At 64.5% G+C, this 13,839-nt stretch carries 12 protein-coding genes; 9 read left to right on the plus strand and 3 right to left on the minus strand.

The features are described from left to right. Positions 1-62: 62 nt before the first annotated feature. The 6 genes from mihF to ACIOTN_RS04645 all read left to right on the plus strand — a co-directional run bounded on the left by mihF (position 63) and on the right by ACIOTN_RS04645 (position 5,819). Entirely contained in the window at positions 63-398 is a 336-nt protein-coding gene (mihF, locus tag ACIOTN_RS04620) for an integration host factor, actinobacterial type (RefSeq protein ID WP_013349055.1), read from the plus strand. A gap of 3 nt (positions 399-401) precedes the next feature. Next, positions 402-968, plus strand: coding sequence for a guanylate kinase (gene gmk / locus ACIOTN_RS04625; protein WP_105658309.1), 567 nt, complete (start codon positions 402-404; stop codon positions 966-968). Positions 969-976: 8 nt separating this feature from the next. Next, positions 977-1,237 carry a DNA-directed RNA polymerase subunit omega gene (gene rpoZ, locus ACIOTN_RS04630; RefSeq protein WP_286134300.1) on the plus strand — a complete coding sequence of 87 codons (261 nt, stop codon included), beginning with the start codon at positions 977-979 and terminating at the stop codon, positions 1,235-1,237. 102 nt (positions 1,238-1,339) lie between these two features. Next, complete coding sequence (gene coaBC / locus ACIOTN_RS04635) at positions 1,340-2,566, plus strand: bifunctional phosphopantothenoylcysteine decarboxylase/phosphopantothenate--cysteine ligase CoaBC (protein WP_105658311.1); 1,227 nt, start codon at positions 1,340-1,342, stop codon at positions 2,564-2,566. A 76-nt stretch (positions 2,567-2,642) separates the two neighbouring features. Beyond that, positions 2,643-3,848, plus strand: coding sequence for a methionine adenosyltransferase (gene metK, locus ACIOTN_RS04640; RefSeq protein ID WP_105658312.1), 1,206 nt, complete (start codon positions 2,643-2,645; stop codon positions 3,846-3,848). Positions 3,849-3,857: 9 nt separating this feature from the next. Next, positions 3,858-5,819 carry a primosomal protein PriA gene (locus ACIOTN_RS04645; RefSeq protein ID WP_105658313.1) on the plus strand — a complete coding sequence of 654 codons (1,962 nt, stop codon included), beginning with the start codon at positions 3,858-3,860 and terminating at the stop codon, positions 5,817-5,819. On the opposite strand, the gene ACIOTN_RS04650 is transcribed toward ACIOTN_RS04645, so the two are convergent. Together ACIOTN_RS04650 and ACIOTN_RS04655 are read right to left on the minus strand one after the other, a co-directional pair. Further along, complete coding sequence (locus tag ACIOTN_RS04650) at positions 5,816-6,712, minus strand: alpha/beta fold hydrolase (protein WP_105658314.1); 897 nt, start codon at positions 6,710-6,712, stop codon at positions 5,816-5,818. The genes ACIOTN_RS04645 and ACIOTN_RS04650 overlap by 4 nt on opposite strands. A 10-nt stretch (positions 6,713-6,722) precedes the next feature. Next, positions 6,723-7,730 carry a sugar-binding transcriptional regulator gene (locus ACIOTN_RS04655; protein WP_105658315.1) on the minus strand — a complete coding sequence of 336 codons (1,008 nt, stop codon included), beginning with the start codon at positions 7,728-7,730 and terminating at the stop codon, positions 6,723-6,725. 106 nt (positions 7,731-7,836) lie between these two features. Here ACIOTN_RS04655 and ACIOTN_RS04660 point away from each other — a divergent pair, with 106 nt between their 5' ends. From ACIOTN_RS04660 to glpK, 3 genes are read left to right on the plus strand one after another with little or no spacing between them, the layout of a single operon-like run. Then, entirely contained in the window at positions 7,837-9,516 is a 1,680-nt protein-coding gene (locus tag ACIOTN_RS04660) for a glycerol-3-phosphate dehydrogenase/oxidase (RefSeq protein WP_105658316.1), read from the plus strand. A 59-nt stretch (positions 9,517-9,575) separates the two neighbouring features. After that, positions 9,576-10,304 carry an MIP/aquaporin family protein gene (locus tag ACIOTN_RS04665; protein WP_105658317.1) on the plus strand — a complete coding sequence of 243 codons (729 nt, stop codon included), beginning with the start codon at positions 9,576-9,578 and terminating at the stop codon, positions 10,302-10,304. A 17-nt stretch (positions 10,305-10,321) separates the two neighbouring features. Then, on the plus strand, positions 10,322-11,842 hold the full coding sequence (gene glpK, locus ACIOTN_RS04670; protein ID WP_105658318.1) for a glycerol kinase GlpK: 1,521 nt from the start codon (positions 10,322-10,324) through the stop codon (positions 11,840-11,842). A gap of 111 nt (positions 11,843-11,953) precedes the next feature. Here the strand turns inward: glpK and ACIOTN_RS04675 are convergent, their stop codons facing one another. Continuing rightward, positions 11,954-13,828 carry a hypothetical protein gene (locus ACIOTN_RS04675; RefSeq protein ID WP_402734817.1) on the minus strand — a complete coding sequence of 625 codons (1,875 nt, stop codon included), beginning with the start codon at positions 13,826-13,828 and terminating at the stop codon, positions 11,954-11,956. Positions 13,829-13,839 lie beyond the last annotated feature (11 nt).

Consider the following 13,839-nt stretch of genomic DNA (forward strand, 5'->3'; position numbering starts at 1 on the left):
GTTAGCTCGCTATGTTTCTCAACATAAGCCTTAGTCCACTACAACTGAAGGATGGCTGAACGATGGTACTGCGAGAACTCTCTGACGAAGATCGTATCCGCGCCCGCGCCAAGGCACTCGCCGCACGCACTCGTCGTGCAGAAATCAAGGCCGAGTTCAGTGCCGGCAAAATTTCCATCACCGAGGTACTAGACTTGGTATACGAAGATGAAGCCGTGGGACGCATGCGTGTCATGGACCTTCTGGAATCGGTACCGGGCGTAGGTGAAGTACGCGCGGCAAATTTGCTGGAGCGACTTGGCATTTCCCCTTCCCGCCGTCTGCGCGGACTGGGACGCAAGCAGCGCACCGCAATCACCGAGCACTTCAAGCAAAGCCCGCCAAAAACGAAAGTGTAGTCAATGACCGCTGCGTCGGTAACTGTTCTAGCCGGCCCCACGGCAGTAGGCAAGGGCACCGTCTCTACCTACATCCGCGATAACTATCCAGATGTTTGGCTTTCGGTGTCCGCAACGACCCGCAACGCCCGGCCAGGGGAGCAGGATGGAGTCCACTACTTCTTCGTGGGCCCCGAACGTTTCCAATCCCTGGTCGAGGAAGGCCAGATGCTGGAATGGGCTGTTGTCCATGGCCAGAACAGCTACGGCACGATTCGATCGACGGTTGAAGATGCAGTGGCAGATGGCAAGAAGGTTCTGCTGGAAATCGATCTGCAAGGTGCGAGGCAGGTCAAGGAGTCGATGCCCGAGGCAAAATTCGTCTTCTTGGCACCGCCATCATGGGAGGAATTGGTGCGCCGCCTTGTGGGACGCGGCACTGAAACGGCCGAGGAACAGCAGCGCCGCCTAGAAACCGCTAAACTAGAACTTGCAGCGGAATCTGAATTCGACGTGACCATCGTCAACGACGATGTCGCACGTGCCGCCGAAGAGCTTGTAGCCCTCATGGGGCTAAAGAACGACAAATAGGGAGTCCTGTGTCCAACCCAGAGGGAATCATTAACCCATCGATCGACTCGTTGCTTGAGACCAACGACTCGAAGTACGCCATTGTGCTGAACTCGGCCAAGCGTGCACGCCAGATCAACGCCTACTACGCGCAGCTGAACGAAGGCCTGTTCGAGTACGTAGGCCCACTGGTGGAAACCAAGCTGAACGAGAAGCCGCTGACCATCGCCTTGCGCGAGCTGGACGATAACCTGCTGAAGGTAACCGCAGCCGAGGTCATCGAAGACTAATCGAAAAGTCGGCGCCCCTGAGCGGGCGCCTTCTTTTTCGTTAAGCTCCTTTTTCTCCCGCACCCACCTCATTGCCGCACCGAATCCTCGAGGAAGTACTTCGTGAAGCGAATTGTCCTAGGCGTTTCCGCTGGTATCGCCGCCTACAAGTCCGTACTCCTGCTGCGCTTGCTGCGCGAAGCCGGGCACCACGTCGACGTGATCCCCACCCGGAACGTCGCCAACTTCGTGGGCAACGCCACCTGGGAGGCCTTGTCCGGAAATCCTGTCACCTCGAACGTGTTCGACGCGGTGGATTCGGTCAATCACGTGCGCCTGGGCCAGCAGGCCGATCTGGTGATGGTCGTGCCGGCCACCGCGGACGTCTTAGCCAAGGCCGCTGCGGGATTGGCTGACGACCTGCTCACCGGAACCCTGCTGGCCACGCGGGCGCCGGTAGTGATGGCCCCGGCCATGCACACCGAAATGTGGCAGCATCCGGCCACTGCCGCGAATGTGCAAACCCTGCGGGATCGCGGCGTGCGGGTGATCGAACCCGCCTCCGGGCGGCTGACCGGCAAGGACTCGGGGCCGGGCCGGCTTCCAGAACCCGATGAAATTTTCGCCGCAATCCAGGACCTGCTCGCCGAACCGGTGCTGGCCGGAGCCAAGGTACTGATCACCGCCGGCGGCACCCGTGAACCGCTGGACCCGGTGCGCTTCCTGGGTAACCGCTCCTCGGGCCGCCAGGGTGTCGCGCTGGCACAGGCCGCCCGAGATGCCGGGGCCGAGGTCACGCTGATCGCCACCCATCTGGAAGTGCCCGCGCCGCATGGCGTACGGCTGGTGCACGCCTCCAGCGCACTGGAGCTGCGCGAGGCGGTCTTCGACTGCGCCGAGGGCCAAGACGTGCTGATCATGAATGCCGCGGTCGCCGATTTCCGCCCGGCAAGAATCGAGAACTCGAAGATCAAGAAGCGCGATGAGCATTCGGCTCCGGTCATCGAACTGGTGCGCAACCCGGACATCCTCGCCGAGCTGGTCGCCGCGCGCGGACAGAATCCGCAACTGCCGCCGTTCATTGTCGGTTTTGCCGCCGAGACCGGCGATGAGCAGGGGACCGTGCTGGAGTACGGCCAGGCCAAGCTGAACCGCAAGGGCTGCGAAATGCTCGTGGTCAACGAGGTGGGCGCATCCCTGACCTTCGGGCAGGAAACCAATAGCATCCAGGTTCTTTTCGCCGATGGCGCCGACTCGGTGCAGGCTTCGGGCAGCAAGCTCGAGGTGGCCCGCGTGGTCATCGAACAGATTTCGAATGCAACAAAAAGTCATGCAGCTGTAACAAAGTGAGTGGCGCCATACGGTGCTTGTTCACGAAACGTACCAGATCTGCTTACCGGTCCCAGAGACCAGATAGAGTTATACGGTGACTTCAACAACCCCTGAACTTCGTCTTTTCACCTCGGAATCCGTGACCGAGGGCCACCCGGACAAGATTTGCGACCAGATTTCCGACGCGATCCTCGACGCCATGCTGGCGCAGGATCCGGACTCGAAGGTCGCCGTCGAGACCCTGACCACCACCGGGCTGGTGCACGTTGCCGGCGAGGTGACCACCAATGGCTACGTGGAGATCCCGGAGATCGTCCGCAAGACCATCCTGGATATCGGCTACGACTCCTCGGCCAACGGCTTCGACGGTGCGCGCTGCGGCGTGTCCGTGTCGATCGGCCAGCAGTCCCAGGAGATCCACGACGGCGTCTTCAACTCGCTGGAGTCGCGCGAAGGCACGGCCAAGGATCCCCGCGACATGCAGGGTGCCGGCGACCAGGGCCTGATGTTCGGCTACGCCTCGGATGAGACCGACTCGCTGATGCCGACCCCGATTTTCCTGGCGCACCGCCTGTCCGAGCGCCTGACCCAGGTCCGCAAGAACGGCCGCATGCCGCTGCTGCGCCCGGATGGCAAGACCCAGGTCACCATTGGCTACGACGGCGACAAGCCGGTCTCCGTGGACACCGTGGTTGTCTCCAGCCAGCACGCCGCCGAATACGAGCTGGCGACCCTGAAGGCCGACCTGCATGAAGAGGTTGTGACCCCGATCCTGGAGCGTTCGGGCCTGGACATCTCGAACACCAAGATCATCCTGAACCCATCGGGCCCGTTCATCATCGGCGGCCCGGTCGGCGATGCCGGGCTGACCGGCCGCAAGATCATCGTGGACACCTACGGCGGCTTCGCCCGCCACGGCGGAGGCGCCTTCTCGGGCAAGGACCCTTCGAAGGTCGACCGCTCGGCTGCCTACGCGATGCGCTGGGTGGCCAAGAACGTGGTCGCCGCCGGCCTGGCACGCCGTGCCGAGGTCCAGGTGGCCTACGCGATCGGCGTGGCCCGTCCGGTGGGCCTGTATGTGGAGACCTTCGGCACCGAAACCGTTGATCCGGCCAAGATCACCAAGGCCATCAACGAGGTATTCGACCTGCGCCCGCTGGGCATCATCGAAGACCTGGACTTGAAGCGCCCGATCTACCGCAAGACCGCTGCCCACGGCCACTTCGGCCGCGAGGACAACGACTTCACCTGGGAGAAGCTGGACCGCGTCGAGGCCCTGCGCAGCTGGTTCAACGCCTAGGACCTGAGCGTGCAGCAAGACGCCCTCATCTCAGCACCCGAGCCGGCCCGCCTCAAGCGGGTTGCCCGGGTGCTGATTGATTCTTCCGTCCCGCACCTGGACCGCTTCTTCGATTACGAGATTCCTCCCTCGATGGCCCAGGATGCCGTGGCGGGGGTGCGCGTGAAGGTGCCCTTCGGGCCGCAGCTGCTCTCCGGATTCATCGTCGCGGTGCTCGAGGACCACGCCCCGGAGATGAAACTGCGGCCGCTGGCCAAGCTGGTCAGCACCCAGGTGGCGCTGTACCCGGAAATCGTGGCCGCCGCGCAGGAGATCGCGACCCGCTATGCCGGAACCCTGTGGGATGTGGTGCGTCTTGCGGTGCCCGCCCGCGCGGCCAAGGTCGAAAAAGAGGAATTGGCCACCGTCGCGCCGTTGCTGCCCGACGCCCCGAACCAGCTCTCCCGCTACGAGCACGGCGCCCAAGCGCTTGACGCCTGGGGAAGCGGCGAAACCCTGCGCGCCGTTGCCACCTGGGTGCCGAATTTCCACGGTGCCTGGCCAGGGTTCTTGATGGATGCGGCCCGTCCGGTGCTTGAGCGCGGCAAGCGCGTGCTGCTGATCGTGCCCGACGCGCGCGACCTGCGGCTGCTGGGTGGCTATCTCGATGAGCACTTCGGCGCCGAATCCTATGCGCGGCTGCAGGCCGACGACGGGCCGACTCCGCGCTACCGCAACTTCCTGCGTGCCATCGGAGGGCATGTGCAGATCGTCATCGGCACCCGTTCGGCGGCGCTATGCCACGTGCCCGGGCTGGAACTGATGATCGTGTGGCAGGACGCGGACCAATCGCACCGCGAACAGCGCGCACCCTACCAGCACAGCCGCGAGGTGGCGTTGCTGCGCAGCCAGCAAGCAGGCATCTCCCTGCTGATCGCATCGCCATCGCGCTCGGTCGAAGCCCAGCGCCTGGTGGCGACCGGCTGGGCCACCGAACTGAAGGTTCCCCGCGACCTGTTGCGTGCGCAAACCGCCCGCATTGTGGCCACCACAAACGATTTCGAGCTCGAGCGCGACCCGGTGCTCGCCCGGGCCCGCATCCCTTCGCTGGCCTGGCGGGAAGCTACCAGGGCGCTGGAATCCGGCCCGGTGCTGGTGCAAGTGGCGCGCACCGGGTTTATGCCGGCGCTGGCCTGCCAGGACTGCCGGACCCCGGCGCGCTGCACTGCCTGCCAAGGCCCGCTGCACATCGCCGGCAAAGGCTCGCATGTGGCTTGCCGCTGGTGCGGCGAGCAGTACCACGACTACCGGTGCGTGCACTGCGCCTCACCGAGGATCCGGGCCGCCAGCATCGGCGCCGACCGCACCGCCGAAGAACTCGGGCTGGCCTTCCCTAAGGTCAGCGTTATTTCTTCCACCGGAGCAAAACCCGTGGACAAGATTCCCGGCAAACCGGCGCTGGTGGTCGCTACGCCAGGGGTCGAACCATTTGCCGAATCCGGCTACGCCGCGGTGCTGCTGCTCGATGCCGACAAGATGATGACCCACGATTCGCTGCGCAACCCCGAAGAAGTCATCTCCCGCTGGTTCACCGCTGCTTCCATGGCGCGTGCCGACGGGGTAGTGGTGCTCACCGGCAATCCGAGCCCCGCCGGGGCCGCGCTGGTGCGCTATGACCCGGCGAGCTTTGCCGAACGCGAATTGGCCGAGCGCCGCGAGGTGGGGTTGCCTCCGGCAGTGCGCAGCGCAGTGATTTCGGGCCTGGGCGCCGAACGGCTGGTCGCGAACCTGGATCCGCAGACCCGGCAGTGCGTGCAAATCCACGGCCCGACGGTGATAGACGGGCCCCCGGCCCAGCACCGCTACGTGCTCTTCTTCTCCTACTCCGACGGGCCGGCGGTGACCATGGCCCTGCGCCAGCTGCGCGCGAGCATGTCCGCGGCCAAGGACCCGGTCGTGAATATCGCTATCGACCCGGACGACGCGCTCTAGGAGCCCGCCGCGGGATCCTCGGCCTGGCCGGTTGCCAGCAGCTGCAGGAAGCCATCGATGGCGGCGGCGGTTTCGGGAGCCTTCTCGTAGTGGATCAGATGCCCGACGTTCTCGAGCATGACCAGTTGGGCGTTGGCGAAGCTGGCCCGCAGCGCCTCCTGCGTCTGCGCGGTGCCCAGTTCGTCTTGCAGGCCGCCGACCATCAGCGTCGGCAAGCTCAGCGCAGGGGAGTAGTCCCCGACCGTTGCGCTGACCGAGGCGCGGTACGACTGGGCCAAGGTGGCCCGCGAGTGGAAGCCGCCGAAGTAGGCGCGGTGCTGCTCGCGCACGTAGCGGCGGATTTCCGGGTCCCTGCTCTTGGTCATCACCAGGCTCATGGCATCGCTGAACAGCTTGGAACGCAGCAGCGGTTCGCCGATGCGGGCCGGAAGCTTGGCGCACACCTCGTAGTAGCCGCTGGTGAGCTTGGCCAGCAGCGCCTGGTCGGACTCCAACGCCGGCTCGGAGATCGGGTTGAGCAATACCAGCGAGGCAAAGCCGCGGACGGTGGCCAGCTTGGCGGCCACGATCGAGCCGAAGGAATGCCCCAGCAGGTGCACGGAGGATTCCAGCTGCAGCTCTTCGGCCAGCTGATTGAGCACCGCAGCGTACCCCTCGACGTCATGGGGCAGATCCGCCATCGAGGTCGAAGTGCCAAAGCCGGGAAGATCGGGAACGATCACCGTGTAGTGCTCCAGGTGCGAGACGATGCGCGCCAGCCCGTGGTGGTCTCCGCGGAAACCATGCACGGCGTAGATCACCCCGCGGGAGGGCTGCTGGGCCGGGTGGGTGTAGACCCGGATTTCTGCACCGTTCAAATGATGGGTGGTCACTAGCTGCTGTCGTGGGGCCATGGCTTTAACCCTACCCGTCCAGCAGCGCCAGGGCGGTGCCTTCGTCGATCACCAGATCGGTGATCAGCCCGCCTTTGAGCGCACCGCGCACGGCCTGGAGCTTGCCGCGGCCGGCGACCACGCAGAAACGGGTCGGCACCTTGCGAAGGGCATCGAGGTTCGGGCCGGTGGAGCGGGCATTAAGCGAAATGTTCGAGCTGTTCCCGTCCTTGTCGAAGAACACCGTGGCCACGTCGCCGACCACGCCGATCTCGTTGAGCTCTTGGGTTTCCGCCTTGGTCAGGTAGCCGCCGCGGTAGACCTGCGAAGCCACGGCGGAGCCGGCCGAGCCCAGGGAGAATACCGCGAGACTCATCTCCTTCTGCACCTGCAGTACCCGGCGGATCGATGTTTCCTTCCACATTGCGTCGCGGGTGGAGGCCCGGTCGAAGAAGGCCGGGACCGGGAACTGCTCGGTGCGGGCGGTGAAGGCTTGGCCGAAACGCGTGAGGATGTCGCTGGCATAGCGCACGCCGCTGGTCACCGGATTAGCCGCTCCATTGAGCTGCACGATCTTCGTGTCATGGGTCGGGTGGGAGCCCAGCGCCGTGGACACCGACTGCATGGTCGATCCCCAGGCAACACCCACCGTCATCGAGGAGGAAACCATGCCGCCGAGCAGGTAGGCCGCGTGCGCAGAGACCCGGGCCAGCAGCTCGGAGTCATCCATGTTGCCATCGGTGGGTACGACGTTGAAGCTGATCCCGTAGTGCTCGGAGAGCTGGTTTCCCAGCAGCGCCGACATGTTGGCGCTGGGGGAGATGCTGATCGAAACCATGCCGGTGCGCTTGGCGTGGGTGAGTAACCGGGAGACCGTGGACCGCGAGGTGCCCAGCTCCTTGGCGATCACTTCCATCTTCATATCCTGAAGGTAATACAGCTGGGCGGCGCGCAGCGCATCCTTCGCCTTGGGGGTGCTGTGCACAGATGTGCCAGTCGTTGCCCGCTTGTAGGTGCCCCCGGACGAGGATTTCATCATGATTCAGACCACTTCTGCACGTTTGTGCATTTTGTTTGACCGCTTTGCCGTTCAGTAACAAGACTAGCTTCAGACTCATTCAATATTTACATAAGGGGCACAAATCGTGATTCGGGAACAGCTAGCCAAACTGCGCGAACGTCCGCAGGCGCAGGTTCTGGTTGTTGGCGGTGGCATCAACGGCGTAGCGACCTTCCGCTACCTGGCCATGCAGGGGATTGATGTAGCCCTGATCGAGCGCGGCGATTACTGCCAGGGCGCTTCGGGTGCCAGCTCGCACATGATCCATGGCGGAATCCGCTATCTGGAGAACGGCGAGTTCCGCCTGGTTCACGAGTCGGTGCAGGAGCGCAACTCGCTGCTGGAGATCGCTCCGCACTACGTGAAGCCGCTGCAGACCACCATTCCCATCTTCTCCACCTTCTCCGGCATCCTCAGCGCACCGATGCGCTTCCTGTCCCACAAGTCGGGCAAGCCAACCGAACGCGGGGCGGCGCTGATCAAGGCCGGGTTGATCATGTACGACGTGTTCGCAGGGATCGGCGGACGCAACACCCCTTGGCATAACTTCAAGGCCGGCAAGGCTGCCCGCCAGGATCTGCCAGCACTGCGCGATGACGTCAAGTACACCGCCACCTATTTCGACGCCTCGGTGCACAACCCCGAGCGGCTGACCCTGGATGTGCTGCGTGAAGGCCTGAACGCCAACGACGAGGCCCGCGCCAGCAACTACGTTGAGCTGGCCGGCGTCGACGGCGGCACCGCGAAGCTGCGCGATATGCTCTCCGGCGAAGAATTCGACTTCGACGCCGATGTCATCATCAACGCCACCGGCGCGTGGGTGGATCTGACCAACAAGGACCTGGGCCGCGATACCAAGTGGACCGGCGGCACCAAGGGTTCGCACATCGTGCTGGATCACCCGGAACTGCTCGCCGCTACCGGAGGCCGCGAAATCTTCTTCGAGCATGAAGACGGCCGAATCGTGCTCATCTACCCGATGCTCGGCCGCGTGCTGGTCGGCACCACCGACCTCGAGCACGACATGAACGAGCCAGCGGTATGCACCGACGAGGAAGTCGACTACTTCTTCGAGCTGGTCCACCATGTCTTCCCGGGCATCAAGGCCACCAGGGAACAGATCGTCTACAAGTTCTCCGGCGTGCGCCCCCTGCCCAGCCATGACGACACCGCGCCAGGCTTCGTATCCCGCGATTACCAGATCAAGGAAACCCGCCTGACCGACGCGACCACCATGCTCTCGCTGATCGGCGGCAAGTGGACCACCTTCCGCGCACTGAGCGAGAACCTCGGCGGCAAGGCCCTGGAATTCCTCGGCGCCCGTGAAGTGAAGTCCACCGCCGGCGTAGCCATCGGTGGCGGAAAGAACTTCCCGGCCAACGAGGGCGAACTCGCCGCTTGGTATGCCGCGCGCGAGTCCAAGGCCGGCCGCGAACGCTTGCGCGTGCTGCTCGAGCGCTATGGCACCGGAGCCGATGCCCTGCTGGAAATCATCGGCGGCAACGAAACCATGCTGGAGCACACCAACGAGCTGTCCTGCCAGGAGTTGGCCTACATGGCGAACCAAGAGCAGGTGGGCCGGTTGATCGATGTCTTCATCCGCCGCACCAACCTGGCCTTCCGCGGCCTGGTCACGAAGGATTTGGTAATCGAGGCAGCTAATTGCCTTGCAGAGCCGATGGGTTGGGACCAGTCCCAGACCCAAGCCGAGATCGACCATTCGCTCTCGGTACTCGCAGAAGCCCACGGAGTCACCCTGGTCTAACCTGCATCCAAGCCGGCGGCAAGGCGCCGCTGGCACTCGAAACCACTAAGAGGTCAACGTTGTCCACTCACGTGTTTCTCGCCGAATTAGCCGGCACTTTCATTCTCCTGCTGATGGGCGGCGGCGTCTGCGCGAACGTCGCCCTGAAAGGCACTCTCGGCAGCGCCGCGGGCTGGGTAGCCATCAGCTTCGGCTGGGGCCTGGGCGTCTATTGCGGCGTCTGGATAGCTGGGATCTCCGGAGCCCACCTGAACCCGGCAGTCACCCTGGGCCTGCTGGTCAACCCGGACGTTGCCGAGTACGCCCCCGGCGTCGCCAAGACCATGGCCAATACGCTGCTCTACTTCGCGGCGCAGTTCATTGGCGCCTTCCTGGGTGCCGTGGGCACCTGGCTGTCCTACAAGAAGCACCTGGATGATCCGCAGAACGCGGGCACGCAGCTGGGCGTCTTCGCCACCGGACCGGCCATCCGCTCCTACGGCTGGAACCTGGTCTCGGAAATCTTCGGCACCTTCGTCCTGGTGTTCGTGATCGCCGGACTGGGGCACACTCCTCACGAGCTTGGCCCGCTGGCTGTCGGCCTGCTGGTTGTTGCCATCGGTCTGTCCCTGGGTGGAGCCACCGGCTACGCCATCAACCCGTTCCGCGACCTCGGTCCACGAATTGCCCACGCAATCCTGCCGATCAAGGGCAAGGGCTCCTCCGACTGGTCTTACTCGTGGGTTCCGTTGGCTGGTCCAGCCATCGGCGGTATCCTTGGCGGACTTGCCGCCGCGCCAATGTTCTAGAAAGAGAGCAGTGAATCATGAGTGAAAAATTCGTCATCGCCATTGACCAAGGCACGACCAGCTCCCGCGCAATTGTCTTCACGCACGCCGGTGAGGTGCATTCGGTAGGCCAGAAGGAACACGAGCAGATCTTCCCGGCTGCCGGATGGGTCGAGCACGATCCAGCCGAAATCTGGAGCAACGTGCGCGAAGTGATTGGCCAGGCCCTGTCCAAGGCCAACCTGACCCGCCACGACATCGAGGTCGTCGGCATCACCAACCAGCGTGAAACCGCGGTGGTGTGGGATAAGAACACCGGCGAAGCCGTCTACAACGCGATCGTCTGGCAGGACACCCGTACCCAGGACATCGTCGACGAACTGGCAGCCGATGGCGGCCTGGAACGCTACAAGCAGACCGTTGGCCTGCCCCTGGCGACCTACTTCTCCGGCACCAAGATCAAGTGGATCCTGGACAATGTCGAAGGTGCCCGGGAGCGTGCCGAAGCAGGCGACCTGCTCTTCGGCACCACCGACAGCTGGGTGCTGTGGAACCTGACCGGCGGCGTGGACGGCGGCGTGCACGTCACCGACGTGACCAACGCATCACGTACCCTGTTCATGGACCTCAAGACCCTGGACTGGGACGAGAAGATCCTGGCTGACTTCGGCGTGCCGCGCTCGATGATGCCGCAGATCCGCTCTTCTTCGGAGGTCTACGGCTCCGTGCACACCAACCAGCTGCTGCGCGAGGTGCCCGTTGCAGGCATCCTGGGCGACCAGCAGGCGGCGACCTTCGGCCAGGCGGCCTTCACCGCAGGTACCGCGAAGAACACCTACGGCACCGGTTGCTTCCTGATCTTCAACACCGGCACAGAGATCGTGAATTCGACCAACGGCCTGCTGACCACCATGGCCTACAAGCTGGGCGAGAACGCACCGGTGTACGCCTTGGAAGGTTCCATTGCCGTGGCCGGGTCGCTGATCCAGTGGCTGCGCGACAATATCGGCATGATCGCTACCGCTCCGGAGATCGAGGAACTGGCAGCCAAGGTGGAGGACAACGGCGGCGTGTACATCGTTCCGGCCTTCTCCGGGTTGTTCGCACCATATTGGCGCTCGGATGCCCGTGGCGCGATCGTGGGCTTGACCCGCTATGCGAACAAGAACCACATCGCCCGTGCGGCCCTGGAGTCCACCGCATTCCAGACTCGCGAAGTCCTGGATGCAGTCAACGCCGACGCAGAGGTTCCGCTCACCGAACTGAAGGTCGACGGCGGCATGGTGGCCAACGAAGCCCTGATGCAGTTCCAGGCTGACATCCTCGGCGTGCCAGTGGTTCGCCCGAAGGTCACCGAGACCACCGCACTGGGTGCAGCCTACGCTGCTGGCCTGGCCGTTGGCTTCTGGAAGGACCTGGGCGAACTGGAAGACAATTGGGCCGAGGACAAGCGCTGGGAGCCAACCATGGATGAGGCTACGCGTGAGCGCAGCTTGCGCCTGTGGAAAAAGGCTGTCACCCGCACCTTCGACTGGGTCGACGAAGATACCAAGGCCTAAGCGCAACCGTGGCTTGGCCGGTTCCGAGCCGGCCGCAACCGGCAACGCCCGAATCACCCGGATGGGTGGTTCGGGCGTTGCCGGTTTAACCCGCGGGGCAGCTCAATCGCCTCAATCGCCCGATGCGGCCTCAGGGGTGTCTTCCTGGCCTGGACGCGCGGTTTCCTGCGCGGCGGGTCTGCGGCGCGCGGGGGACTCGCCGGCTTGCCGGGCGTCCCAATAGGTATTGCGGCGGGGCTTTTGCTCCGGATCGACATGTGCAGGCATGACCACGTGCGGCAGCCCATCGACATCGATGACCTCGAGCTGTCCGGCATGGCGCTTGTGGTGATCGGACGTGCACATTCCCGCCCCGGACCAGACACTGGTTTCGCCGCCTTCGGACCAGGGCTTCTGGTAGTGGTCGGTTTCGACATGATCCGGCGGCGCGGTGCAGTCGGGCACGATGCAGCCGCGATCCCGGGCCATGATCGCTTCGCGGATCCGGCCTTTGTGGTAGCGCATCTTGCGCCCCATATCCAGTACTTGGCTGTTGCCTCCAAGGACCATCGGGATGATGTTCGCCCTGGCGAGCAGCTGCCGGAGTTCTCCGGGCGGGATGTCGATGCCATTTGCGGTCATGCCGTGCGCGTCCGCCAGGTTCTGCAGATCCGCGAGCCACAGGTAGACCACGAACTTCGGGATGACGACTTTTCGCTCGCCGCCAGCAAATGGTGCGCGCAACAGCGCCATGAACGCGTTGAGCCGGCGACGATGCACATCGGGCTGCCCGGCGGGGGAGTCCTGCAGGTGCGGCTCGTCTTGCGCCCCGTCTTGCGGTTCGCCTTGGGCCTCTGCCTGCTTTGCGGTGCGGCCGCCGTCCGGGTTCTGGCCATCGTGAGCTTCTGGTTCCTCTTCGGCCCACGGCGGCATGGGCTGATCGCTGCGCAGCCACGACGGCGGCTCGGGTGCGGCTCCACTTCCGTTGCCAGCGTTCTGGCCTGCCGTGGACTCCTGGTCCGCTTGGGAGTCCTGGCCCTCTCGCGGGCCGCCGCTGGCGCTGGATCCCGAACCCGCCGGGCGCTGCTGCTGGGGATCGCGATCGGCCCGGCCGGCCTTGGTTCGTGGGTTGCCGGCCTGCGTGAGTACCGAATGAACCAGTTGCGCGTCGGTGGCATCGGTGCGCAGCGAGAAGAAATGCACGCCGTTTTTCACCGGGCCGATGAACATGCCGAGCTTGGGAGGCAGCTGCTTGCCGTGCAGTTCTTTGTAGGTCCTGATTGAGGTGCTGATCTGCTTCTGCGCGGCGGCGGGGCCCAGCTCCCGCAGGGAGTGGGCCGCGGCTTGGTCCAGGCTGCGGCCATCGGTGCCATGCGCCAGCAGCGGCACGGGCACGCCGTCAAAGATGGTGTCCTGCGGTTCGAGCCGTTCAAGGCGCCGCGCGGCGGAAGCGATGGCCCGGCGGTTGGCAGCGCCCTGCCCGTAGAGTTCGGCCAGATGCTTGAAACGCGGCGCGCAGATGCCGCCATCGGGGGTGTGCCGGCCAATGAGCAGGTGCGCGTCGGCAATGCGCCGTTGGGCTTCGAAGTAGCTGATGCCCAGCCATGCGGCCAGCAGCTGGGCGGTGTCCTTGTAGCAGCAGCGCCCCGGGGCAAGGTCCGGTTCCCCGGCAAAGAGCCCGTCGCTGATGGCGTCGGGGTCATCCGCAGGCAAACGCAGGGCCGCGTAGCTGTCCAGTGCCAGCGCCCGGGCGCCGGTGGCCTCGGCATGCAGTGCGCCGGCGTGTTGCTCGCAATGGATTTGCTGGGCGAACCTTTCGGTGAGCTGCAGATGCGCCAGGACCAGGCGCGGGTCGCCCGCATCGCGCACCAGCTTGCCCAGCGCGGCATACAGGGCCAGGCACAGGTAGCCAAGGCGCAGCACCATGGCACCGGACAAGGCCGGTCCGAGGTGCATCGGGGCCTGGCATGCGGTGCGCAATGCGGCGATCAGGGCTGGCGCGTTCATGGCTCCATGAT

The organism is Glutamicibacter sp. NPDC087661, assembly GCF_044743275.1.
Classification (GTDB): Bacteria; Actinomycetota; Actinomycetes; order Actinomycetales; family Micrococcaceae; genus Glutamicibacter.